We start from the raw sequence: 25,310 nt of genomic DNA, 5'->3' as shown, positions 1-25,310 counted from the left end.
TTAAATCAATCCAACCCACATACCATACAAAAAAGCTACAAACCCAAAAATTAGCTTTTTATTAAAACTCATGGGAGTTTTGGGACAAATAACAACCGCAACAGCAAAATAGTAAAAAGACGCAGTAAAGTCAAACAAACTCGTCGGGTTAACAGGCAATCTGCCTAACCCGACCAAACATAGCATCCCTATCAAAGACCAAACAACAATCTTTTCTATCCATCCTAAAAGTTTATCGCTCTTCATAAAAAATTATCTATTCCTCCATAAATTCGCTGATAACTATTAAAACCTGGACTGATAAATAAAATCATGTAGTAAATAGATGTTTAATGAAAACTACACAAACCAGCTAATCACTTTGTAAAGTTTTTACGAACAATAGTAAAGTTTTAAAATACGCTAATTAGTTTATAATAACTGTGAAGATTAAAAAATCTCCAAAAGTAAGTGCTAAAACTATTATTATCAGGGACAATACAAAACCAAAAAAACATATAATATGAAACCTATTAATGTTGTCATCATTGAAAATGAGAACATATCTAGGATTGGCGCGGCAGCAATATTATCTGAAACTGGTAAAATCCAAGTGTGTGGCCTTGCCAAATACGGAAAACAAGGAATAGAAATTGTTGACAAAGAAAAGCCAGATATCGTAATTATAAATATTGATTTACCTGATATCGATGGCATTGATGTAATAAGCACAATTAAATCCAAACACGCATCAATTAGAATTGTGGTTATGACTGCAAATAGCAGCCGAGATACCATTAATGCGGCAATTAGTAATGGCGCAGACTGCTATTACGCTAAAAATAGCGTTAGAGAAGAAGTAGGAGAAAGATTCGTTGAAGCAGTAATGGCTGCGTACAATAATGAATCATGGATTGACCCAACTATTAATCGGATTCTGATTGATAGTCTCAGGTCAAATGACACACCCGATAGAAATGCACTAGATTTGTTAAGTGATTTCTCTAATAAAGAAATAACAGTTCTTAAATTAGCTGCCGGAGGCATTAAAAATAATGAAATTGCCAATATAATGTATGTTTCCGAAGGTACAGTAAGGTCATATCTACATAATTCATTTATCAAGCTAGGAGTCAAAGATAGGTTAAACGCTATCCGCGAAGGAATCCGCCTGGGAATCCTCAGCTTTACAGACATGAAAATCGAAGAAGAAGTTACTCAAGAAACCCACACAAGAGTCAAAACCAACCAAAAAAGTCAAAAAGATACACCTAAAACGAGTAATAAGGGATACAAAGGCTGGGTTGCCTAGAAAATTAATCAACTGCAATTATGCAGCCACCTGAATAGTTCTTCTGCTGGCGGCAAGTTTTAATGATGGCGGCGTTTTTAACATAAATACTACGTGCTATTTTACCTTCATTGGATTTAGCCCAATCGAGAAGCTTTTTATCTTCAGGTTGTAGAATGGCAGATCCAGAAGCCGCCGAGTTAAAAGTTATACTTTCAGCAATGGTCTTATGTGTAAAAACACCAATTGCAGTCCCTAAAGCCAGTACAAAACCCAATACCCCCGCCACTTGTGCCAATCGCCAATTACTTACACCCAAGTGAGGCAAAGCCCCACCAGCTTGCTTACTCATCTTAACCAGATCCTTCGCAGCTTCTGCGATCGCACTCTTTTGTTGCTGTATAGCCACCTTAGAAGCACTATTAAGCTTATCGTCTACCATGTCAGTCCAACCCACCACAAGGGAGTCAAGCCTACCTGGTAGTTGCTGCAACGCAAACTGAGTTGTACCCAGTTCCGCATATAGGTTAAACAAGGGGTCATCAGGTCGAACACCCAATTTAAGTATCCAATCAGTAACCTCTGCTTTTTTTTCTTCAGAATATTCTGCAACAACTTTTTCAACAACTTTTGCAATATTGGTCATAGGTTGTTTAAATAGTCAATTTGAAATCTCACTGTTAATTTGGTAAAGCAAATAATTACCATTTCTCAGATTCAACATCTTCAGTTACATCAAAATTGGAAGGATTTTGGTTATTTACGCCTACAGAAGCTAATTCTGTACAGTTCTTACTCAACCCTAAATAATTAGAAGCAATCGCATTAGAAATAATAGAGTTGTGAAAATCATCCATCCAGTTGAACACTATCGAACGCTGAATAGTATTAAGAGGAGAGTTAGTTTTAACCAGTTGAGCATAAGGTAAACCAGTATCCTCAAGCAACTGGTAAAAGTCGTTATGCAGCCCGCCCAAAGATAGCTCCAATCCGTTCACTTTTTCAATATCAGCTTGGAATTTACTACCCTCATAATATCGAAATTGCTTGCCAAAATAATGATTTTTGATAACAAGATAGTCAACCTGACTACCAAAATGCTGATATAAATCCTGAAGGTAATCTTCAACACAGTCTTTACGGTGTGATATCGGGTGCAAGAAAGTAACACGATATCCTAGACAATTAAGATTTTCTATCAGTGAAACATCTCTATCAAAAAACTTGAATTCTCGGAGGTTTTGACCTGGCATATCAGTCAAAATCACTTCAATCTTCGGAAACATCTCTAAGTCCAGTAATAACCTATCAGAGTCACCTCTAGAGAATCCCAAATGGTTGATATCAAAGCATTTTGTTTGATACATCAACAGTTTGTTATGATACCCGTGATAGAAAACACGCACATTGAGTTTATTCTTCAAGTACAACTCTAGCAAGAGCCTAGAAGTTGTGGACTTACCTACACGAGCATCACCCGATGTAATTACAAAACGCTTTCTAAACATAATAAACTAAGCAAACTACTAAATTAAGCAGCTATATTTTCAGATTTTAAATTTGAATCTTGGTTTTTAGCTTTTTCTTGTTCTTCATTTTCTCTAAGCTCTTTAGACTTCTCCACAACTGCTGGATAGTAACAATCATCTGGTTGTATATCAAAGCCAAATAAATTAAATGCTGGCTTAATTTGCGCTTCAAACTCAGCAAGCCAAGATTTAATTCTCGACTTAATCACAATATTTGTTCCTTGATGAGTCTGACCTTCATTAAATGTTAGAGCATGGCGGTCAATAAAGTCGTAGGATTTGTAGAATAAATCTGGCATCACAAGTTCTACTAGACCTTCTGCAAGCATATTTTGACGTAGAAAAGCGTCATTATATCGCTCAAATTTTTCTTCTTCACCATGAAATAAGTTCTTGACGACAATATAATCTACTTGATCTTTACAAAGTTCGCACAGTTTTTCTAAAACATTTATGGAATCAAGAACCCTACTAATCACTGAAACCATCGTAACTTGACAATTAATATCGGTTTTAAGCACTTCAAAAAATGAAAGCTCTTTGACATAACTTTCAAAAAATCCTCCAGATTGTGCTGGTAAGTCTAATAGTGTAATAGGACAATCACTCTCATCTAAATTAATTAATAAATCGTCAGCACCACCTCTATGGAAAATATCAATGTAACGTATTATCGGTCGGTAGTCTTTTTTGAAATATCTTTCTAACTGAGGATTTCTTAAGTCAGCTTCATAAGTAACACAGGGTAAATTTTTATTAATGTACAGTTGAAATAGCGCTCGTGCAAAGGTGCTTTTTCCCACACCACCTTTATCACCTGTGACAATTATTAGCCGCTTTTGAGGTTTACTATCAGTATTGAGCGAAATATTCCTATTGGTTGTATTATCATCAGACATGACTCTTTTACCCTTATTGCTTCTATTTTGAGACATAACAATCCTCTACAAAGCAAATACACTTTGTTGATGTAAATCGAAAATTTTCAACCTTATTTTGAACAAAATAATTCATTTGTAATAATTGAAAAACATTTAGTATAAGTAACCTTTAACGATATAATTAGTTGATTATACAGGTTCTCAGCTAACCACATAAAATGACTACATCCTTCTATGAATACTTCCAGAATAAATAATCAGAAGTATACTTATGCAAAAATGTCAATACCTGCATCAATTCTAAAATGCTCATATACTTGCCCTGAAAATTAGCTATATGAGGAAGCCAATAAATACTCATTATTCAATGAAACCTGACTGCTCTGTTTTACATAGATTGCTTCTATTATATAAGCTATACCTCAAAAAGCCAATGAACAAAAATTAAATATTTAACCAATATTTGTTGATATATAAATTAGTAATAAATTTCATATAGTTTGTCTAAACTATCATAAAGGATGAAAAATTATACAAAAAATTAGGCAATTTATTCAGCTAAAATGTCCTCGAATAAATTTATAAAAATCACAATAATTACCAAATGAAAGCGATGCCTACGGCAACCTCACGGAACGCTACTCAACAAAAAGACGAAGGAAGTTACAGATATGCGGATTTAGAATCACCTTTTTGGTCTGGTGAAGATTTTGATGATGATTTCTAGTCAGTTTCAGTATCATCATCTAGCCAGTCATCATCTTCATCTTCCTCAGCAAACGCTAGTTCAAATACCTCTTGTAATTCCTCCGAATCTATAAGTCCATCATCATTAATGCAAAGGTCTTTTCTACAGTCTTTACAGATAACCTCACCTATTTCTGTATAAAGTAAATCGCTAGATGAGCCGCAACTGAAACAACCATAGTTAAACTTATCAAACTTTTCTAAAATTCTAATTGCAATGTTTTTGTCTTCTATGCCGAATTGCTCCATTGCCCATTTGATATCTAGCATAGTTATTTTCTGGTAGATTGAGCTTTGCTATAGCTTTTGATTATCCCCCAAAACTAATCAATAACTACACTTGTGGGATAAGCTAAAAAACATCTAAATTGCATAATCAGATTAAATCAAACTCTTGTGGGGTGGGCATCTTGCCCGCCCTAGTTATGCAATTTAAATGTGAAACAGCTTAGTGCTACTGATCCGGGAGCAACGCGATCGCTCTTGTGAAGGGTGCGATGCCTACGGCGGGCTGTTCGGTGTCGCATTTTTCCTCTAAGAGGATCTCATCGCTACCATGCCAAAAAACGAAATAAAGGCATAACCTTGTTAGCCCCACTCTTGCTCTAAAAATTAACCTGCTCCATCTGTCTTATCTTCTGAGGAATTCTGGGAAGAAATTTTTTTGGGGATCGCATCCAATATCGTTGATATCTGGTCGTGACTATTTAAATTAACTTGGTAAGCTGTTGCGCCTTTAATTTGCACTAATATTTTTTTCAATATGATTGTGGGGTGGGCATCTTGGCCGCCCTCATAATGCAAGTTGTATACTTAACAGCTTATACATTCGTAGCATGAACTTTATTACTCCATATTAATTACCACTTGTAACCCAGGTTCACCCAGCAGATGCAAGATTTAACTTAGCTTTTCCCTCGGCATCCAAGCGATGCCTACGGCGGGCTGCGCCTACGCAGTTTTCCATTAATTTTTCTAAAAAATCATCCTCACCCTTATCTATCACAATAGACGCCTAAGGCATCATGTAAAAATAAGTTGTACAAATTTAATCTGGAACAAGTTGTGAGCTTAACTTCCCCATCAAAATGAGCTTCTTAAGGTTAAGGTTCACGTTCTCACCAAAGGCTTGCACTGTTGCGATGAGACAACTTTGTTGCCTGATGGCAACTTAGGTGAGCATGACGCAACTTGCGCGATCGCCACGCAACAAGCACGAGCCAGAAGCATTGCCAGATAAAGATTCCAGCACACCTAAGATTAATAAGACAGAACTTACGCATTGACAAATTAAACAAAAGATGCATTGAAATGAATCAGCAAAAAACAGGCGATCGCTAATCACTCTTGAACTGAAAAGGTGGATAATTTACACTGTCTAAGAGTGAGGGCACGGACAATCAGAGTAACTACCAAGCCATCCACTGCAAAGTGTGACCTCAACACTTACACTCTGTTTTTATTGGCAGAATCAAAGTATCCAGGCTGCACACGTTTAGCAGATATTATGGAAGATTTGTCACATGATAGTGTCAACAGATTTTTGCTAGGTGAGCGTTACGAGCCAAAGGATTTATTTGATGAAGTCAAGCTGCATATCAATTTAGTAGGTGGCACATTAAGTGCAGATGATACTGTAATTGATAAGCCTCATAGCGACCCGAAATTAACAGAATTAATTGCTTACATTTATTCAGGAAGGCATCATCGTACAGTTAAAGGTATTCAGCTAATTACCTTGTATTACACTGACTTATCAAGTAAATCTGTACCTGTAAATTATCGAATTTATGACAAACAAGATGGTCAGACGAAAAAGGATTATTTGCGAGATATGATTACTGAGGTTTTGCATTGGGGTTTGGAGCCAAAAACAGTTACTACTGATGCTTGGTATTCCAGTAAGAGTAACCTGAAGTTCTTTAAAAACAAGGAATTAGAGTTTTTAACTGGGATAGCTAAAAATCGGTTATGTTCAGTTGATGGTAAAAATTTTACCCAAGTCCAAAATCTAGAAATTCCAGAGAACGGTTTAATAGCTCATCTGAAAAAGTTTGGACAAGTGAAAGTATTCCGGAGAATTTTCAAAAACGAAATCCCCAGATATTACATCATGTATGTCTCTAACAAAGATGCACTATTTTTAGTTTCGATAGCAGAGTTTAAGGAATTACATTCAATTCATTGGGGGATTGAATGTTACCATCGATCTATCAAGCAAGTGTGTGGAATTGAGCTATTCATGGTGAGGAAATCCGAGGCAATTAGAACTCACTTTTTTAGTGCTATCCGCGCCTTTACGCAACTAGAATTAATGCGAACCGAAGAGTTAATTGAAAACTGGTATGAAGTCCAGAAAAATTTATCTCTTCAGGTGGCTCGTGACTTCATTCTGGAACATCTTGAACAAAGGGTGGGCTTGAATACACATTGTCATATTCCTGTCAATGCGTAAGTTCTGATTTGGACATGCGGGGGTTAAAATCACACTTACATTTCACCTTTGGTCTTTTCGATCTCAAAATTGAAAGTGCAAATTACAAGATGATCAGCTTACGACCATTTCGGTGGTGCCCGATCGCTCCCCAGTTTCTGGCTCGAACGATATCGCTCTGCTAAAATATGCTTGTAGTAATTCACTCGTTCAGTCGCTCGTGCCGCAACACTGGGATTATGCGGGGCTACCAATCGAATCGCCTGGATGATCAAATGAAAGCGTGAAGTGCCATGACGCAGATTTTGAGCAAACGAGGAGATGACTTCGCCTTGATCGCCATTGAGTTGAAAGCGGTCAGAATTTGGACGACCAAAAAATAGCTGTTCCAAAACTGCGAGAGTACCATGAAAGTTGATAATGACTGGGCGATCGCGCGTGAACAATGCTTCAAACATTTCCTTGTCTAAATGCTGAGAATTTTCCGCGTCTTCTTCCAACACTCGCAAGTCGGTGACATTTACCACCCGCACCCGCAGTGCTGGTATTTCTTCCCGCAAGATGTGAGCGGCTGCCATTACTTCAACTGTGGAACGATCGCCAATTCCAACTAGCACTACATCAGGATTGATGCCTTGATCGGTGCTTGCCCAATGCCAAATTGAAGCACCTGCCCGACAGTGCGCGATCGCTTCAGCCATCGTTAACCATTGCGGCATCGGATCAGCACTGGTAAGGATGAGATTAATCTGATCGGTCGTGTTTAAGCAGTGCGCGATCGTCGTGATCAAACAGTTTGCATCTGGCGGTAGATAAACTCGCACGATTTCCGCTTTTTGCGTCAGCACAGCATTGATAAAACTAGAGCTTTGCTGAGAAAAGTCACTGTATTCCTGCTGCCACGGGGTTGAAACTGCTAAATAATTCAGAGAGGCGACGGATGATTGGGCAAAGCCCACGCTTCGCGAACGCCACGGTAATGTTTTGGACAGTTTCAGGAACCTGGCGTGCTGGTTCATCATGCTGATAATGCTGTTTAAAGACGCTTCATGCGATAGAAAAAGTCCGTGCCGACCTGTAAGCAGATAGCCCTGAAGCCATCCCTGACAAGTGTGCTGGCTGAAAAACTCCAGCATCCGTTCTTTTCTCAAACTGACCTGCAAATCATCAGACTGAATGGAACCATGATCATTGTGATGGTTGACTTCTAGTAAGGCTGATAAATTGCTCGACTCTAGCTGATCAGGGCAGAAAATACGGAACGTTTGTGGATTTTGCTCAATGACTGTTTTGATGTACTTTCCAATCTGTTCTGTACTGCTGAATTGATCTTCTTCATGTGAACAGGACTTTGTTTGAATTGGAATTGCAAAGTCAAAGATATTCGGTAAATTTAGGGGCTTGTAGACACCTTCACCAGATATGTGAACATGACAGCCCATGCGTTGCTTATCTTGGGGGCAAAGATTTAGAATCTCTCGAATCGGGCAACCCTGCTGGTCAAACAATTCTTCAATTTTATAAGAGCGTAACCAGTCTTCTAGAAGCTGCAACTGTTGCGGATTGGTCTTTACATCTTTGGCAGGAATTTGGTGAGAGCGATGAGACTCCTTGATCGACGCTCGATCAATTTCCTGGATGCCTGTCCAGTCTTTGGGCGATCGCACAATCAATAAAGGAAACTTGGGTTGAGTAATCGCTTGCCCTAAACGTGCCGCTTGCTGAATTCTGCAAATCTCTCGATATGCCCAATCGAGTGAGCCATAAAGATCAACATTTAGATCGAGCGCATTTTGAGTCGCCGAATCTTTGTCAAACTGATTTTTCTGACTGCCAACAATTCGGACTTGATAGCCGTAGCCTGTAAATCTTTGCTGAAGTTCAATATCACTCATCGCAGCGTAGATAGTCTTATCGCCATTGAGGTGCAAGATCGGCAGCACTGCGCCAGATTTTGCTGGATCGATCAACTTATAGCTATCCCAGGCAGTAGCTGTCGCTCCTGTTTCTGCTTCTTGATCGCTAATAACGCAAGCCACAATCAAGTCAGGATTATCCATGACTGCCCCAAAAGCGACAGCGAGAGCATAACCGAGTTCTTCACCTGCATAATCGTGATTCAGAAAACCACAGCGAGAGGAAAAGCCGCGAATTAAGGTTGCCAGTCCATTAGCATCTAGGGTCAGTTCGGGATAAAACGCCTGGAGAGACCTTTCTAGGTAAAGGTTTGCCAACATTGCAGGTGTTCCGTGTCCTGCCTCTGCGACGAGGAAAAGGCTGATGTCATGGTGCTGAATCAGGCAATTGAGGTGAACATAGATCAAGTTAATGCCAGGGCAAGTGCCCCAGTGTCCTAGCAGACAGTCTTTGATATGCTCCGACTTTAAGGGTTCCTTGAGTAGAAAATTGTCTTTCAGGTAGATTTGAGCCGCCGCAAGGTAATTCGTTAGGCGACAATAACGCGCGATCGCGTCTAGCTCCGCCTGATGAGCCGCCCGGACTTGTGCGATAGAAAGTTCAGAATTGGCAAGAGTCGGCAGAATTGAGAAACGCATAGTTACTCACTTCAATAAAAATTTAGTTCCTTTTTTTGGGTCAAGGAGCTAGACTCAAGGCTTGACCCAATCAGTTGAGCGACTCGAAAGGCAGAGCCGATTGCTCCTTCATGCAAGCCATCGCCAAGGTAGGCTCCGGCATGGTAGGTGTTGTTCTCTCCATTGGTAGCAACTACTTCATCCCGGTATCGAAAGGATTCAGTGGTATACATCGGGGTGTGGTGTTTCTGAATGTGAATGATGCGATCGGGTGCAATCAACTCCTCTAGTTGGAATGATAAAAAATTATGCTGGGGCGACGAGATACCGCAAAGCTGATTTAGGCAGCTGTTATAGCCCCAGCGACTGTCTGGCTTTTGGAAGTAATCAAATTCCGAGGGTTGTGTAATGCCTTGGCGGGCGTACATGGAAATATCTCTATGAACTAAGGTCGTTGCATGGTTGGCTTTCCAGGCAGAAAACCGTTTGGTTTCAGCATCGGTTGGGTCTGCTAACAGCGCCATTACCTGGTCAGGAGGCGTAGCAAACACGACTTTATCAAACTCCTGAATTTCACCTGTCGAGCGCACAATTTTTACAGCATCCGGGCTTCTGGAAATATGGTCAATTTCTACATTCAGCACAATTTCACCCTTAAATCGCGCCAGGATTTTTTCAATGTAAGAATACACACCGCCTTTAACCCTGACCCAGTTGACCGCGAGATAGTCACGTAAAGTAGGGATCGCCAACTCTGCTGGAAAATCATCAATCAGTTCAAACGGCATTGAATAGCTATACATAACCACCAACTTCAGCCAGGTATCGCGGCTACCGGAGCCTTCCAAATATTCCGACAGCGGACGATTGGACAAATTTTGCAAGTTAGCAAATCGCGTTCTCAGCCATAATCCAGCGGAACGGGCATAGATGGTATCGAGGCGTAACTGTTCGATCAGCCCGTGGACACCTGCGAAGTTCTTCTCGATCGTGACTGCCGATAGAAAGTGGCTGCCATCTTTGAGAAACATGGCTGAACCAATATCGACGGGTTCTAGTTCTACCCCTAGCTCTTGCATCAGCGCGATGAAGTTGTAAAACACAGTTGGAAATTCGAGTACCCCACTTTCCAAAATTTCATCGCAATCGGCTTGGTTCGGTTTCACGTTCTTGTTGAGTGTCCGAATATGCCCTCCCAACACGGGCTGCCGCTCAAACACAGTGACATGATGCCCTTCTTTATCAAGCAGGTAAGCTGTAGCCATCCCACTGCCTCCGCCACCAATAACAGCGATTCTCATAATTGACCTCTAAGTTTATGAAATGGATAATGCGCCGCAGCTACGCCCGTCGTAGACATCGCCTGTTTAGCCGTTGCCTAAAAGCACGTCGCCCGATAATCGTTGATAGAGCAATGCCCCCGTCCAAAATGTGGGAGCAAAGCCCGGATAGCCCGATGAAGCATTGCAGAAATAAAAATGCTTAAGGGAGGTTTCGTGATTCAGTCGCCCTAGACCCATATTGCGCGGGGTTAGACTGGAGCCGTAGGAATTTCCATTGGGACACCAGCAAAAACGCTCATTGGTAGTAGGGCTGCCCGTGATGTGGAAAACCATGTGTTTTCTAAAATTTGGCACATAGTGTTCTTCCACGACATCCAGGATGGAGTCTAAGATTTCTTGTTTTTTCTGGCTGTAAGCCTTATGGTCGCTCTCCCGTAATTGCTTGAAGTAGTCGTAATTGGCAACGGTGAGAAATTCAACAATCTGACAGTCCTCTGGGCAGTCCCGACCCGCTTCTGTAAGTAAAGTAGGCGTTGTGATGGCAAAACTAGGATTAGAAAAGTCATGGCGATCGTACATCTGCGCGAAGGCTTCATTGAGATCGTGATGCCCAGTATGCGAGAGATTCCACTTGCCAAATCCATAGTCTCGGAGGTCGATATCTTTGACGACACAATAAGCCATGTAGTTAGATGCCGAATATTCATAGTTGAGTTTTCGGCGTACAGTTTTGGAGAACTTTTCCTCACCAATCATTTTGGCGGCTTTCTGGGGGTCAATATTGCAAATCACAGTATCACCTGTAAATTCGTAGGTTTGATGGGTGGTGAGATCCATCGCCTGAACTCCCGTAACCGTTCTGTCTGTGACTCTAAAATTCGTGACTTCATGGTTTAGTAACACCTGTCCTCCATGCGATTCGATGACACTGACCAACGAATTAATCACATGCTCAAAATGCTGGGTTGGGTAGAATGCACCTGCTTGATAGCCTCGGAACAATGCGACCCAGGCATAGAAGGAGAGTTGATTTGGGGGCAGTAAAAAATCAAGCCATTGCAGGGCTAATAGGGTTTGGGCGGCTTGGGGTAGCTGAAACTTGTCAAATACATCCTGAAGTGTGCTGTTGAGATGCTGGATGGTACAGAATATTTGACTTGCATGGCTGAGTAGTTCAATTGGCTTGAGCGGTGGAGCGAGTTTTTTCAAGCCTGCACCAGTCTTTTCCACTTCGTTGACGAATTGGCGAATGCGATCGCCATGAGCAGGAAACAGAGCAAACAATCGCTGGATTAGCTCTTCTGGCTCCGAGGGAATATTCAAGGCATGTTCCGGCATTCGCATATGATCAAAGCCATCGGGATCATACCGCTCAAAGGTCACTTCCCGATCCAAGCCCAGTTTTTTGAGTACCCGATTGACGGTTTGCCCTTCACCGCAGTCCCAAACATAGTGAAATTGGGCATTAAACGTATATTTTTTAGCCATCGTAAACGTATGACCAAAGCCCCCCGGATGCTCATGGGCTTCGAGGATTTGCACAGTCTTACCAGAGTTGGCCATTAAAGCACCAAAGACCAATGCTGATAAACCACTGCCGACAATCAGGTAATCCGGTAGGTCACTCATTTTTTTCCTTTAAATAAATTTTAATAACAGAGATTAGTCCCTTTTAACTAGCCTGATAGATGCCTCAGTTATTCCTTGACTCGATAATTCCTCATCATGCCAGCGTCTTCATGCTCCAAGGTATGGCAGTGGTATGTAAATAAGCCCCTGTACTTCTCAAATTTCATGAGCAGCTTCACTCGCTCACCCGGCATTACCATTACAGTATCCTTCAAGCCCTCGTCTACATAGCCATCCTTGACAGTTTGCCATTCTGCGGCAAGTTCTGGCAGCACTTCCCGACTAATAACTTGAAACTGCACGCCGTGTAGATGGATAGGGTGCGCCATGCCCTTCGCATCCATCACGGCTCCGGGGTTGAGTTTATTGATAATCTCCCACTGTTCAATAGAATTTAGCTTTACGGTTTCCTGTGGCGTTGCGGTATTCATTTCAAAGAGATGCCCATTGAGAACCCATTTCATACCTTTGAGAGAAAGCTCAATAGGACGTGGCTGTGCGGCATTAACGGCATCTTCTGGACGCAATAGTGGTAGATTTGTTAGCTGATTGGGGAGTCGCAGAGTTTCTTTTTCTTTGCGCTCAATCTTGACGTTGAATAGTATCATCGCTGAACCAAGTTCCGGGGCATTGTCAGAACTCATCATGCCGCTCATGCTGCTACCTCCTACATTTTCTGCTCCTGAAAAAGCCAGACTATTTAGAGATACTTCTGTCCCAACTTTCAACTTGCTGAAATCTGCCCAAACATCAATCCGCTCACCTGGCGCTAACATGACATACTTTCGTTCGGTAGGTCGAGCCAGTAAGCTACCATCAGTGCCAATGATGGTCAGTAGATCGCCACTGCTCCACGCAAGCTTGTAGATACGTGAATTAGATCCATTTAAGATGCGAAGGCGGTAGACTCGTGTCGCCGCAGAAAGTGTGAAGTTGGGCTTGCCGTTCACAAATATCTTTTGACCCAAAAAGCCCATCATGCTGCTCATGCCGCCCATGCCGTTGCTGGATTGACCTGAGTTATCCTGTTGCATCCCACCCGTGTTGCTATTACGGGGGATACCTATTTTGCTGCCGAGATAGAGGAGTTGATTATTGGCATCTAAGGTACGATCTTGCAGCACAATCGGTATCTCATAAGCCCCGGTGGGTAGATTCAGGGTCGCTTCTTCTTGATCCGTGACTATAAATAGCCCCGCCAAGCCGGCATAGGCTTGCTCCCCTGTAAGCCCGTCTGGATGAGGATGAAACCAGTTCATACCTGCCCGATTAATAACCTCAAACTCGTAGACATAGGTCTGTCCAGGCTGAATTGCAAAGCGAGGATGTCCATCCATTTCCTCTGGTAAAATTAATCCATGCCAATGCACAATGCTGGTTTGTCCTTGAGGAAGGGCATTTTGGAAGTTGACCCGCACGCGCTGACCTTGGCGAACGCGAATAATGGGGCCTAAATAACTATCGGGAATGGTTTGTAAGTTGTTTGGGTCGCCTTTGACAAGTTTTGCTGCGTAAGACCAAACTTTGGTTGTTTGTCCCGGCAAGATTGGAACCGTTGTCGGTGCAGCCTTCAGGTTGATTTCAATATCGGGAATGAATTTCGCATTCGGGCCACGGGCTACGGTGTTCCCCTTAGCCATTTCGGTGGTGGAAGATTGAGGTGAACAACTGGATAGTAGGCTGTGAATTCCACTTCCTATAACAAATCCGGCTGCAAGTCGAGTCCCTCTAAGAAAATCTCGGCGGGCTAGGGGATATTGGTGAGTGGTTTTAATGGGCATATCGCTCTCATTTATGAATACGTCAGTGAGGTTGTCTTGTCGGTTCAGAACTTTGCTAAGGGACTTCCAGTTAAAAAAACATCCCATCCCTGCGGGACGCTCCGCAAACGTAGGGGCGCAAGGACTTGCGCCCCTACAAATGTACAAATAATTTTGGATAATTTATTTTTTGGAAGTCCCTAAGCAACTTGGTAGCCAGCCGCCGTAATTACATCCTTGATGGCAGCTTCTGAGGCTTGAGTTTCCACTGATACAATCTTGGTTTTTGGATCGCCCTGAACGGTAGCTTTAGCATCGACTGTTCTAATCGCTTCAGTGATGGTGTTTACACAACCACCACAGGTCATTCCAGGAACTTTTAGTTGGAGTTTCATAATGTCAAATCCTTATTTTTGTGTGGTTGAGTTAGGAAAAACTTTTTGGACAATCAGCAATGCTTTTCTCCACTTTTCAACCAGTTTCGCTTCACTGTTCGGGCAGTAATCTGTACAGTCAAAGGCTTGTTCGGTCAGTACGGTTACTGGATGGAGAGCGCATTTAAGATAGGGATTACCGCTAAAATATTCACAGCGGTGACACGGAACCTTATGATGCGGTTTGAAGCTGAATGAATGCCGCCGACCCTTGGGAATGCAAGCATAAATTGAAGCAGCAATCGCCGAGAGTACAATAAGGCTAATGATAATCAGGAAAGCTGCATTTAGTGCAGGGAGAGTTTCAATCCCTCGCTGGCTTGGAGGAAGTGAATTAGATGGCTGAGTTGCTATCGATTGTGCTTCCATTTGTGTTCCTTCCTGAATATAGAATCACCTTTGGGAGTGATAAGTGCTGACTTCGAGATTTTTTGGAGCTACGACTTTTCCTGCTTGACTTTTCGTAAGCGCTGCCTGAAGTTTTGCCTCATCTTCGTGGGATAATGAAGTTCGTAGGACTTTTCCTTCAAATTTGCTCAAGTCTTCCAAAACCTTGTCAGGTGTAGACTTTCTCACCAAGATAAAAATGGCGGAGGTTCCAGGTTCGATCGTGTTGCCTAGTTCTTGAATGAAGTTGTCATCAATGCCGATATCCGTTAATGCACCGGAAAGGGCACCCACTGCTGCACCAAAAATTGCCAGCATGGGATGAAGGAAAATCAAGCCGATTAACAGTCCCCAGAAGCCGCCACTTAATGCGCCAGAAGCGACAAGTTCTTGAGTCTGCTTAACCTTGACTTTGCCGTGTCTATTTCTGACCACGATCGCGGCGTCTTCTAGATCGATCAGATATTCCCTCTCCAGTTTTCTGAGATCAAGCAACACTTCATCTGCCTTAAATTCATCTGAAAAGCCAATCACAATTAAATCGCTCATATTTTCCTACCTGTTAAAATGAACACTTAGCTTTGTTTGTAAAACTTGGTCGAAGATAATCACAGTTCCTAGTTCTAAAAAACCGCAAGAAGACTGTTGTTTTCTATCTCACCGAAAGCTTGTTGTAAAGGCGAGCAACGAAAGCTGCATACAAACCTGTACCCACAGACCAAATAAGAAGACCGACGATAAAGCTTCCCCAGGTAACGCTTCGGATAATCCCAGACGGATTAGCGTGAAGAACATAGCTAAAGAATCCCATTGTTGCTTGAGGTGCCACTGTTAGGAACAGAACACAAACTAAATAAGCAATGCCTGTAGTAATCGCTGTGGCAAGAAATAGCGATCGCACACTTAATGTCGGTACTGTATAACTACGTACACGATTTGCTACGCTATGCTGAACACTATGGGTCATGATGAGACTCCTGTGCATGAGATAGTTTTCTTTGGGTGTTGCGACGACCCCACGGTAAAAATGCAGGAGTTACTGCGGCATAACGAGCATACTCGTCACCAAATTCTGCTAAGGCATCCCGTTCTTCTTGGTGTGCTAATCGGATGTACATCGTGACCAAAATAGGGAACATGAGCAACGTCAAGAGAGTAGGCCATTGCAGCAAAAAGCCCAAGATGATGACAATGAAGCCGACATACTGCGGATGGCGAATTGTTGCATACGGTCCTGAAACCGCCAATGTATGACTTCGTTGAGCTTTGTAGAGAACTTCCCAAGCGCTGCCTAAATAAATCAGTCCACCAAAAACCAATACACTACTCAAAAGGTGAATCGGATTCAAATGAGGATCACCCTTCCACCCCAGCAATGTCCACCAAAGATGTCCAGCATCATGGGAAAAAATGTTCAGTCCTGGATAGCGGGTTTGCAGCCAGCCTGATAATAGGTAAAGCGTTAAGGGAAACCCATACATTTCTGCGAACAATGCCACAATGAACGCTGAGAATGCCCCAAACGATCGCCAATCTCTAGGGGTACGCGGCTTGGTAAAACTAAAGGCAAAGATGATAAATATCAGGGAATTAATAATCACTAACCACCACAGCCCGTAAGCAGGAACGTTACTCATGTCCTTCATGATTCGATCTCCTTGAAATAGATTGATTTGCAGAGTCCGAATTACCGCCTTCTCGACTATTGCTGTCGTTACCACCTCCATGTCCCCCATGTCCTCCGTGCATAAATAGATGCATGAGTATAAAGATGATCAGGAAAGAGTACGGTAAAAAGCCCGCCAAATGTGCCCGATGTTCTATAATCAGGAAGTACGCAATAATCCCGATCGAAGCAAATAGCACAATTTTAATCGGTAAGCTGAGACGATTTAGCTGGGGCTGATTCGATGAACCATGTTGATGCATAAAGACCTCATTCTGAATAGAACGACTCGCGATTCTCTTTTAGAGAGGCTACGCGATCGCCAAATCCGCGATTACCAGACTCCAGTTTTAGAAGATATCTGACCTACGGCAATTGTTAAGCCGTATTACCCAGATTGACGATCGCTTACCCTGCTAAACAAGCTAAATCATTGATTCCAGGCTTGCTGCCATCCTTGCATCTGTGCGATTTCAGCATTTTGAGATTTGATGATTGACTGAGCCAAAGTGCGGATCTCTGGACGAACAGCACGCCCAGATGCCATCTGAGCCATCTTCACAGCCATTTGATGATGGGGAATCATTTGCCGTACAAATTCCTTGTCAAAGTCTGGGGCTTTCTTAAGCGCATCGATGTCCATCTTCATACTCATCATGCCCTGACCCTGACCCATCATGCCCTGCCCTTGACCCATCATGCCCTGCCCTTGTTTATGGTGGTTTCCCATCATGCCCATGTCAGTCATTGAATGTGCAGGGACTTCTTTGCCGTACCACTTTTTGTACCAGGTACGCATCTCTTCAATTTCAAGAGTTTGCTCTTTTTTAATTGCTTCAGCTATTTTTTTTACTTCTGGGCGTTTGGCGCGACTCAAAGCCAGATCAGCCATTGCGATCGCATCTTGGTGATGAGGGATCATCATTTCGATAAAATGTTGATCAACTCGGATTGATCTGGGTTGTTGAGGATTTCCTGATGCAGGTAATGACTGAGCCTGTTTACTGTTGGCAAGGACGAATCCGCCAGCAGTACCACTACTGAGTAGCCCGACTAAGCTGTAGACCAAAAACTTCTTATTCATAAATTCAGCTTGGTTAGGGGATGACCAAGTTCCTCTATCTTTCAAGCTACGCTCAGATTATGAGAAACCTATGAGCGATACAAAGCTTTATGAGAGTTGTTGGGAAATAATAATGGTTAGGTTAAAAGTCTAAGTACCTTGGTTTCCGATGTAGTTTTCATGCTGCCATCAAGTAAGCTGTTACGTATTTAATTTGTATATGCGATGCGGGCAAGATGCCCACACTACAATAATTTACGTTTTCGTGTTATGCAATTTAGCTGCACATCAACTTAGAAGTTCCATAATTTGGTATGAGCCGTACTCAGAAATCGAAAATTCAAATGTCTCTGAATCGCAAAGCACACAATGCTGGCTGCTGCAAAGCAAGACACGCTCACTCATGCAACAGCCAAGGCGGTAAATTTAAATAGCTTTATGCCGTTGCTTTAGCCACCTGACGGCAAGATTCAGCACAACGACGGCAGGCTTGAGCACATTTCTTACAGTGGTCGTGGTCGTGCTTCTCACACTCGGCCGCACAGCGATCGCAGGCTTCTGCACAAATCGCACACAGTTGAGCGTGCAGGTCAGAATTACGAGCCATGAAGCGGGCGCAAATATCGCAGGTATCGGCACAATCGCGGCATAGCTTAATACACTGAGCCATCATCTGCACCATGTCACTGTCTAAGCAAGCGGTCGCGCAGTACTCACACTCACGAAGACAATCGAGGCAATCTTGAATGCATGTCTCTAGCAGAGATTGACGGGATTGAGTAGTTGTCATGGCTTAAAGCTCCTAAAGAATCAACACAATGAAGAGCAAATTGTTATGCCCTCAACCAAGGTGGAGGAATAACAGAGTTCTTCTGTCTCTCAAGCTAAACCCAGACTATGAGAAACTTATGAGCGATTCAAGGTTTATGTCTTTAGAAAGATTTTTCTAGATTTTAGGCGATTAGTACTTAATTTCATCTTGATTTCATCATCTCCAATTATCGTTAATTTTAGATAGAAGTATGCGGACTCCGTGATTACCGCGCTCAACCTGTAAAGGAGTTAGCCCTATGAAAATTTTGGTGGTAGAAGATGATGAGGCAAATGCTGAGATACTTGCTCGTATTCTCTGCAACCAAAATTACACGGTTGAAGTCGCTAAGGATGGAGAGGTAGCTTGGGAACTGATTATCGTTTATGACTATGATTTATTACTGATAGATATTACGCTCCCTCATTTAGATGGAATAAGTCTCTGTCGTAGAATCAGAACGCAGAGCTATAAAATGCCAATTCTGATGGTAACAGGGCGAGGCAGTGGTCACGATCAAGCGATCGGGCTAGATGCAGGTGCCGATGCGTACATGGTGAAACCGCTCGATCATGAGGTATTGATTGCTGGAATTCGAGCCTTACTGCGTCGCAAAGGAACAGCTTTTCAATCTGTGCTGGAGTGGGGTAGTTTGCGGTTTGATCTGGCAAGTCGTGAAGTCACTTATGCAGGGCAACCTCTATGCTTAAGTCCCAAGGAGTTTTCGATACTAGAGTTTTTTTTGCGGAATGGTCGTCGAGTCTTTACCTACAGCGTGATTTTGGATCAACTCTGGGCCTATGAGGAGACTCCTGGCGAAGATGCTGTAAGAACTCATATTAAAGGGCTACGGCAGAAATTTAGGAGGGTCGGCGCTCCCACAGATTTGATTGAAACGGTTTATGGGCTGGGTTATCGGCTTAAACCCTTGGAAGCGATCGCCGATTCAATCAGCACGGATAAATTCACGTCTTATCAAGCGACTCAACCGATTCAACAACAAACCCTCAGTGCCTTATCCAAAGTTTGGGATCGCTTCAAAACTGGAGTAGATGAACAGGTCAAAATTCTGGAGCAAGCGAGTGCCGCTTTGATGCAACAGATGCTGAGTCCAGATATTCAACAACAGGCATCTCAGGAAGCTCACACCCTATCAGGCTCACTTGCGACCTTTGGGTTGCCCGAAGGCTCTCGAATCGCTGAAAAAATTGAACAACTGCTACGCGTCAACGAATCCTTGAAATCGGATCAAACCCTCTGCCTTTACGAACTGGTGACTGCCCTGCGTCAAGAAATCGATCGCGCGCATTCTGGCATTGGGGAAGGTTTTGTGTATCAGACAGTTTAAGTGGCGAACGATAATTATGAAATCAGCGATGGAGAACAGTAATGTTAGATATCGATGAAATGAGCACAAAAGAGATTATGGATCTCTTGCATAAAGTAGGACATGGGCACTTAGGTTTTGTGGGTGAAGGACATCCCTATGTTGTGCCTATGCACTATTACCTCAGAGACTCAGCAATATATATCTTCACAACGGTCGGAATGAAGACTCAGTACATGGATGCAAATCCAGAAGTTTGCTTACAGATCGAAGAAGTTCAGGATGATCTGCTGCACTGGCGCAGCGTTCTTGTGAATGGTCGCGCTGAACACATCACTCTTCAGCAAGACATTGATCGCGTGATGCAATTTGTCAAAACGCAAAACCCAACGCTTTCGCCCGCGATTAATCGCACCTGGATTGATGCCTGGGGTCGTGCAGAGGTTATGGCGCTCTACCGTATCCATCCCAGTGAGATGAGTGGACGCACCACTGATGGCATCAGCAGTCAGTGAAAATCGAAGATTTTGGACAAGATTATGCTGAAGGCTGATTTGAGTTCTGCGTTAGCGTAAAGCCTGCGGCATGGCTTCGCTTAGCGCGCAGCGTTCTGCAGGAAAGCTCACCGTACCCCTACGGGGATCTTGCTAGGCGGAGCGTCTCGTAGAGAAGGTATCGCTTGCCATTTGTATCTTAAGCTGGCGTGAGCCTACCAATATGCCTGACTTGCCAAGCGTCTTGGGGCATAGAAGTTTAGTAACTCTCGAAAATTTCGCCTTAGTTTCATCATCATAAAAATCTGATAGTCAAGACATCGCAGCAAACCAGGAGGATTCATTTGTGAACCACGATCACCATAATCATCAACAAACGCAGCCCAAGCCAGGAAACGCTGGGCACGATGAACACGGAAAGCAAGTTAAAAAGAATTCGCCTGACAGTGATCCACACGGCAACCAAGAGGGACGCAATCAAAACGCGGGGCATGATCAACACGCCGGGCACGATAAACATGCTGGACACAGCCCAGAGATTTTCAAACGACGCTTCTTTATCTGCTTGGTGCTAACGCTGCCCATTCTCTATTTTTCGCCAATCTTTCAGACCTGGTTGAATTATCAAGCCATCCAGTTTCCAGGTGCGAAGTGGGTGATTCCCATTTTCGCAACGATTATTTATTTCTATGGTGGCTGGGTTTTTCTGAAGGGAGCCTACTACGAACTCCGCAGTAAAATTGGCATGATGACTCTGGTTGCTCTAGCCATCACCGTGTCGTTTGTCTACAGTGTGGCAGTGACTTTAGGTTTGAAGGGAGACTCTTTCTACTGGGAACTGGCAACCCTGGTCGATATCATGTTGCTTGGTCACTGGATGGAAATGGCTTCTGTGCAGGGAGCCAGCAATGCGCTAGGAGAACTTGCGAAGTTAGTCCCTTCTATCGCTCACAAGCAGGTGAATGGGAAGACAGAAGATGTCCAAGTGAGCGCATTAGTTGAGGGAGATATCATTCTGATTCGTCCTGGCGAACAAGTCCCAATCGATGGTGAGATCGTCGAGGGTACTTCTAACGTCAATGAATCCTTTCTCACGGGAGAGTCGCGCCCGGTGGTCAAAAAAGCCCCTGATGAAGCGATCGCCGGAGCGGTCAATGGAGAGGGTGCGCTGACAATCAAGGTGACTCGTACCGGCGATCAAACAACCTTGAGCCAGATTATGCGTATGGTTAAAGAAGCGCAGACATCTAAAAGTAAATTTCAATCACTAGCCGATCGACTTGCCTATTGGCTAACTTTCATCGCGATCGGGATCGCTACCCTAGCATTCATCGTTTGGCTATCGATTAAACCAGATGATCTAACCTTTGCAGTGAGCCGTGCGGTTACTGTATTGGTGATTGCTTGTCCTCATGCGTTAGGGTTGGCGGTTCCCCTAGTGCTGGTCAATGCTACGGCAATGTCTGCTAAAAATGGCATCCTGGTGAGAAACCGAGAAGCGTTTGAACGAGCCAAAAGCATTAAAACAATCGCCTTCGATAAGACGGGAACATTGACGACAGGACACTTTGGCGTGCAACGAATTTATACGGATAGTATAGATGAGTTAAAAGCTTTGGGCATTTCTGCTTCCCTAGAATCTTTATCAGAACACCCGCTCGGACAATCGATCGTGGAAGAAGCCAGCCATCGCAAACTCCAGCTTTCAAAAGCCAGTGACTTCAAAGCAGTTCCCGGTCAGGGCGTTGAAGGCGTAGTAGACGGTCAGCATTATCGGGTCGGCAGACCAGAATGGGTTCAGGAATTGAAATTGCAGTTTCCGCCAGCGTTGGAAAAGGGACTACAAGAACGTGAATCTCGTGGTGAAAGCGCGATCGTCCTGATGGACGACAAGCAAGTTCTCGCCCTCTTTGGGTTAGCAGACCAGGTGCGACCATCTGCACGAGAAGCGGTTGTGAAATTACAGAAGATGGACGTGCAGGTGGTCATGATTACAGGCGATGCCGAAGCAGTTGCTAAGGCTGTTGCTGGGGATTTGAAGATTGATCGCTACTATGCTCGTGTCTTACCACAAGATAAAGCGGCGCTGATTCATAAGCTCAAAGCTGAGAAGCCGACCGCCTTTGTGGGCGATGGCATTAATGATGCACCGGCTTTAACCGAGTCAGACTTGGGACTCGCTATCGGGGCGGGAACCAACGTTGCGATCGAGTCTGCCGATCTAATCTTGGTTAAAAGCGATCCTCTGGATGCCAGCTACGCGCTTAAACTTGCGAAAGCGACCTACATGAAAATGACTCAGAACTTGTTATGGGCAGCTGGGTACAACGTTGTTGCCATTCCCTTAGCGGCAGGAGTTGGCTACCCATTCGGCATTCTATTAACACCAGCAATAGGCGCAATTTTGATGGCCGTTTCGACGGTCGTTGTTTCAATTAATGCCATGTTGTTACGTCGCATTCGTTTGGGTGAATGAGTACATCAGAATAAATCTCAATCGAGACGGAGTAATATAAGTTACCTCCTAGATCCAGAAGCCATTTCGCTGCTTCAAAACTACTCACACCCCTAATCAGGGTAGAGTTGAACTAAAAAGTTTTTTGTAAGCATCTGTCTTTAACGATACAACATTTTAAATGGGTAAATAGAGCGAACGGTTTTAAGTGGGGGTATATTAAAAGGTAGCTTAATAGTGAAAGTGCTACCTTCATCTAAGTTACTTTGCACATCTATACTGCCGTGGTGTGACTGAATAATTGCCTGCGCGATCGCTAATCCTAATCCAGAACCGCCAGTACTACGGGAGCGATCGCTACTCACTCGATAAAAGCGATCAAAAATTCGCTGAAGTTCGTGTTTCGGGATACCAATGCCTGTATCTTGAACTTTAATTACAGCATTATAGTCGTTACAATCTAAGAAAACTGTTACCTCCCCTCCTCTGGGTGTGTATTGAATTGCATTGACAATTAAATTAGAAAACAAGCGATAAAGCTGGTCAGCATTACCTATAATATTCAGAGGTTGATGCACTTGTATTGAAGATGTCAGCTTTACCTCTGCGGCATTTGCGATCGCTTCAAATTCCTCAACTAAATCGCTAACAATATCATTTAGGCAACAAATTTCACGTTGTAAATTTTGGGTTTGTCTATCTATACGTGCCAACATTAATAGATCAACAACTAAAGCCGTTAGCCGTTGATTCTGACGCTGTATAGTTTGCAAAATATCCCGTGCTTCTTCTTCGTCTATTTGGGACATTAAAAGTGCTGACTCCACCGTTGCACCTGTTGCAGCTAAAGGCGTTCGTAATTCATGTGCTGCATCTGCTGTAAACTGTTGAATTTGTCGATAGGATTGATAAATTGGCTGCATAGCTAATCCTGATAGCCACCAACTAGCACCAGCAATCATAACCATTGCAATTAACAACCCTAATACCGAAACTAATTTCACACTATCCAAGTAATGATTAAACTCTTGTAAACTTCGCCCCACCTGCATATATCCCCAGTCTTGATAGTTTTGGGTATGCAGTGCTAGAGTAATTTGATGGTAATCTTTGCCTTTGCTGTCCTTGAGAAATTGCCAAGTTTTTTGATTAAAAACATCAGGTAATCCCTTTGGATAGTAACCAGCATTAGCAATCAATTTTCCAGAAATATCAAAAAAACGTATATAGTAACTAGTTTTAGTAACGATACCAAGAAGATGGCGTTTAGAATGCGACTCTTGTTGAATACAATTAGTAGCTCCATTTCCACAGTTATCTATATTTGGGAATAACTGATGTGCCAATGGTTCCAAACGTCCAGGTGACTGTAGTTTTAGTTCGATACTGTCGTGCAGCGTCCCCGCTACAGACTCGATTTCACTGTCTAAAGCCACCACATGGGCATGGAACACTGCTCGATAAAAACCGAAAGCACATAGGCTTAAAATTAAACCCATAACGATGGCATAATACAAAGCCAAACGAATACGGGTGAGTCGAAACAGCTTATTCTGATTCATTGTTGAAATTAAGACGATATCCCATTCCGTGCAAAGTTTCAATCAAGTTATGACAGTCGCTATTGTTGAGTTTGCGACGTAATAAACGTATTTGCGCCGCCACTACATTGCTACTAGATTCCGCATTAACTTCCCAAATCTGGTTACGAATTTGTTCGGTAGTAACAATTTGCTTAGGATGCTTCATAAAATACTCTAACAGTTGGAACTCTTTATTAGTTAAAGGAATCCTTTGCTGTTCACCCGTAGTATTTTGTCTTACAACTGTACTGTCACCATAATCTAAAGTCAAATTACCAACAGTCAATTGTTGGGGTTGGAAATGCGGAGAGCGACGCTGCAAAGCCCGCAATCGTGCCAGTAGTTCTACCATACCGAATGGTTTCACTAAGTAGTCGTCAGCACCCGCATCTAGTCCGGTAACTTTATCTTCCATTCTATCTCTAGCAGTTAGCATCAGGATAGGAAGAGGATTTACTTTGTAACGCAGTCTTTTGCACAATTCTAAACCAGTAATTCCTGGAAGCATCCAATCAAAAATTGCTACTGTATATTGTGCCGAACTATTTTCTAAGTAAGCCCATGCTTCATTACCATCCATTACCCAATCAACTAAGTACTTTTGTTGATTTAAGGTGCGCTTGATAGCAGCCCCTAAATCCGGCTCATCTTCGACTAGCAGCACCCTCATATCAAATTGAGTAGTTAAAGGTTCATTGTAAACTTGTGATGTAAGAATAGTTTGCAACACGAATACCCCTATAAATAGGTTGACAGAAGTTTATGAAATTAGGATGAAATTATTAAAAATTAGGATTAAACTATACAATACCTAACAGCAGGCTAGGGTCTTAACGATACATAATCAAATAGAAAAGACTCAGTAGATAACTTGCCATAATAGGGTGTGAACTTAGTTTGAGGAGTTATAGAAACTAAGTTTTGGAAGATATCTATTGAGTCAATAATAATTTTGACACGTAAATATGAAATTAAGATGAAATTCCAACTATCTCAAGAACATTTATAAAATTTGTTGCCGTT

26 protein-coding genes are annotated in these 25,310 nt (G+C 42.9%); 5 read left to right on the top strand and 21 right to left on the bottom strand.

What is annotated here, in order from left to right; all coding sequences use genetic code 11:
* The gene (locus V7K73_RS12385) at positions 1–246 is read right to left on the bottom strand and encodes a hypothetical protein (RefSeq protein ID WP_334880293.1); all 246 of its coding nucleotides are present in this window, start codon (positions 244–246) and stop codon (positions 1–3) included.
* A gap of 256 nt (positions 247–502) precedes the next feature.
* On the opposite strand from V7K73_RS12385, the gene V7K73_RS12380 reads away from it, so the two are divergent.
* Complete coding sequence (locus V7K73_RS12380; RefSeq protein ID WP_334880291.1) at positions 503–1,291, top strand: response regulator transcription factor; 789 nt, start codon at positions 503–505, stop codon at positions 1,289–1,291.
* Positions 1,292–1,295: 4 nt separating this feature from the next.
* Here V7K73_RS12380 and V7K73_RS12375 read toward each other — a convergent pair whose 3' ends face one another.
* From V7K73_RS12375 to V7K73_RS12350, 6 genes are all read right to left on the bottom strand, one after another.
* Positions 1,296–1,916 (bottom strand): DUF6753 family protein, encoded by a 621-nt coding sequence (locus V7K73_RS12375; RefSeq protein WP_334880289.1) that lies wholly within the window; start codon positions 1,914–1,916, stop codon positions 1,296–1,298.
* Between the two features lie 55 nt (positions 1,917–1,971).
* Positions 1,972–2,778, bottom strand: a complete 807-nt coding sequence (locus V7K73_RS12370) for a hypothetical protein (protein WP_334880287.1) — start codon at positions 2,776–2,778, stop codon at positions 1,972–1,974.
* A gap of 23 nt (positions 2,779–2,801) precedes the next feature.
* On the bottom strand, positions 2,802–3,698 hold the full coding sequence (locus V7K73_RS12365) for a chromosome partitioning protein ParA (RefSeq protein ID WP_442935801.1): 897 nt from the start codon (positions 3,696–3,698) through the stop codon (positions 2,802–2,804).
* Positions 3,699–4,403: 705 nt separating this feature from the next.
* The gene (locus V7K73_RS12360) at positions 4,404–4,697 is read right to left on the bottom strand and encodes a hypothetical protein (RefSeq protein ID WP_334880285.1); all 294 of its coding nucleotides are present in this window, start codon (positions 4,695–4,697) and stop codon (positions 4,404–4,406) included.
* A 342-nt stretch (positions 4,698–5,039) separates the two neighbouring features.
* Positions 5,040–5,174: a hypothetical protein gene (locus V7K73_RS12355; protein WP_334880283.1), complete on the bottom strand. Its 135-nt coding sequence runs from the start codon at positions 5,172–5,174 to the stop codon at positions 5,040–5,042.
* A 133-nt stretch (positions 5,175–5,307) separates the two neighbouring features.
* Positions 5,308–5,433, bottom strand: coding sequence for a hypothetical protein (locus V7K73_RS12350; protein WP_334880281.1), 126 nt, complete (start codon positions 5,431–5,433; stop codon positions 5,308–5,310).
* Between the two features lie 393 nt (positions 5,434–5,826).
* Between V7K73_RS12350 and V7K73_RS12345 the strand changes: the two genes are divergently transcribed.
* Positions 5,827–6,882, top strand: coding sequence for an IS701 family transposase (locus V7K73_RS12345; RefSeq protein ID WP_334880301.1), 1,056 nt, complete (start codon positions 5,827–5,829; stop codon positions 6,880–6,882).
* Between the two features lie 98 nt (positions 6,883–6,980).
* Here the strand turns inward: V7K73_RS12345 and V7K73_RS12340 are convergent, their stop codons facing one another.
* The 12 genes from V7K73_RS12340 to V7K73_RS12285 all read right to left on the bottom strand — a co-directional run bounded on the left by V7K73_RS12340 (position 6,981) and on the right by V7K73_RS12285 (position 18,407).
* A complete protein-coding gene (locus tag V7K73_RS12340; protein ID WP_334880279.1) occupies positions 6,981–9,416 on the bottom strand; it encodes a phosphoketolase family protein in 2,436 nt (811 codons plus the stop codon).
* A gap of 11 nt (positions 9,417–9,427) precedes the next feature.
* Positions 9,428–10,696, bottom strand: a complete 1,269-nt coding sequence (locus V7K73_RS12335; RefSeq protein ID WP_334880277.1) for an FAD-dependent oxidoreductase — start codon at positions 10,694–10,696, stop codon at positions 9,428–9,430.
* Between the two features lie 66 nt (positions 10,697–10,762).
* Positions 10,763–12,307 (bottom strand): phytoene desaturase family protein, encoded by a 1,545-nt coding sequence (locus V7K73_RS12330; protein ID WP_334880275.1) that lies wholly within the window; start codon positions 12,305–12,307, stop codon positions 10,763–10,765.
* Between the two features lie 68 nt (positions 12,308–12,375).
* The gene (locus tag V7K73_RS12325; protein WP_334880273.1) at positions 12,376–14,088 is read right to left on the bottom strand and encodes a multicopper oxidase family protein; all 1,713 of its coding nucleotides are present in this window, start codon (positions 14,086–14,088) and stop codon (positions 12,376–12,378) included.
* 179 nt (positions 14,089–14,267) lie between these two features.
* A complete protein-coding gene (locus tag V7K73_RS12320; RefSeq protein WP_334880271.1) occupies positions 14,268–14,462 on the bottom strand; it encodes a heavy-metal-associated domain-containing protein in 195 nt (64 codons plus the stop codon).
* Positions 14,463–14,474: 12 nt separating this feature from the next.
* A complete protein-coding gene (locus tag V7K73_RS12315; RefSeq protein WP_334880269.1) occupies positions 14,475–14,870 on the bottom strand; it encodes a hypothetical protein in 396 nt (131 codons plus the stop codon).
* 24 nt (positions 14,871–14,894) lie between these two features.
* Positions 14,895–15,437: a DUF1269 domain-containing protein gene (locus tag V7K73_RS12310; protein WP_334880267.1), complete on the bottom strand. Its 543-nt coding sequence runs from the start codon at positions 15,435–15,437 to the stop codon at positions 14,895–14,897.
* A 103-nt stretch (positions 15,438–15,540) separates the two neighbouring features.
* Positions 15,541–15,855 carry a DUF5676 family membrane protein gene (locus V7K73_RS12305; protein WP_334880266.1) on the bottom strand — a complete coding sequence of 105 codons (315 nt, stop codon included), beginning with the start codon at positions 15,853–15,855 and terminating at the stop codon, positions 15,541–15,543.
* Positions 15,845–16,609: a methyltransferase family protein gene (locus tag V7K73_RS12300; RefSeq protein ID WP_334880264.1), complete on the bottom strand. Its 765-nt coding sequence runs from the start codon at positions 16,607–16,609 to the stop codon at positions 15,845–15,847. The genes V7K73_RS12305 and V7K73_RS12300 overlap by 11 nt, the downstream gene beginning before the upstream one ends.
* The gene (locus tag V7K73_RS12295) at positions 16,518–16,817 is read right to left on the bottom strand and encodes a DUF2933 domain-containing protein (RefSeq protein ID WP_334880262.1); all 300 of its coding nucleotides are present in this window, start codon (positions 16,815–16,817) and stop codon (positions 16,518–16,520) included. Before V7K73_RS12295 ends, V7K73_RS12300 begins: the two co-directional genes overlap by 92 nt.
* Before the next feature lie 167 nt (positions 16,818–16,984).
* Entirely contained in the window at positions 16,985–17,638 is a 654-nt protein-coding gene (locus V7K73_RS12290; RefSeq protein ID WP_334880260.1) for a DUF305 domain-containing protein, read from the bottom strand.
* A 415-nt stretch (positions 17,639–18,053) separates the two neighbouring features.
* Positions 18,054–18,407 carry a four-helix bundle copper-binding protein gene (locus V7K73_RS12285; RefSeq protein WP_334880258.1) on the bottom strand — a complete coding sequence of 118 codons (354 nt, stop codon included), beginning with the start codon at positions 18,405–18,407 and terminating at the stop codon, positions 18,054–18,056.
* A 280-nt stretch (positions 18,408–18,687) separates the two neighbouring features.
* On the opposite strand from V7K73_RS12285, the gene V7K73_RS12280 reads away from it, so the two are divergent.
* From V7K73_RS12280 to V7K73_RS12270, 3 genes are all read left to right on the top strand, one after another.
* A complete protein-coding gene (locus V7K73_RS12280; RefSeq protein WP_334880256.1) occupies positions 18,688–19,776 on the top strand; it encodes a response regulator in 1,089 nt (362 codons plus the stop codon).
* 41 nt (positions 19,777–19,817) lie between these two features.
* The gene (locus V7K73_RS12275; RefSeq protein ID WP_334880254.1) at positions 19,818–20,270 is read left to right on the top strand and encodes a pyridoxamine 5'-phosphate oxidase family protein; all 453 of its coding nucleotides are present in this window, start codon (positions 19,818–19,820) and stop codon (positions 20,268–20,270) included.
* A gap of 634 nt (positions 20,271–20,904) precedes the next feature.
* Positions 20,905–22,725: a heavy metal translocating P-type ATPase gene (locus V7K73_RS12270; RefSeq protein WP_334880252.1), complete on the top strand. Its 1,821-nt coding sequence runs from the start codon at positions 20,905–20,907 to the stop codon at positions 22,723–22,725.
* A gap of 140 nt (positions 22,726–22,865) precedes the next feature.
* On the opposite strand, the gene rppB is transcribed toward V7K73_RS12270, so the two are convergent.
* Together rppB and rppA are read right to left on the bottom strand one after the other, a co-directional pair.
* Complete coding sequence (rppB, locus tag V7K73_RS12265; protein ID WP_334880250.1) at positions 22,866–24,266, bottom strand: two-component system sensor histidine kinase RppB; 1,401 nt, start codon at positions 24,264–24,266, stop codon at positions 22,866–22,868.
* Positions 24,253–24,957, bottom strand: a complete 705-nt coding sequence (rppA, locus tag V7K73_RS12260) for a two-component system response regulator RppA (protein ID WP_334880299.1) — start codon at positions 24,955–24,957, stop codon at positions 24,253–24,255. The genes rppB and rppA overlap by 14 nt, the downstream gene beginning before the upstream one ends.
* Positions 24,958–25,310 lie beyond the last annotated feature (353 nt).

It is taken from the genome of Nostoc sp., from assembly GCF_036916975.1.
Taxonomy (GTDB): Bacteria; Cyanobacteriota; Cyanobacteriia; order Cyanobacteriales; family Nostocaceae; genus Nostoc.
The sequence above is the reverse complement of the archived record's forward strand: the minus strand, read 5'-3'. Positions and strand labels throughout refer to the sequence as shown.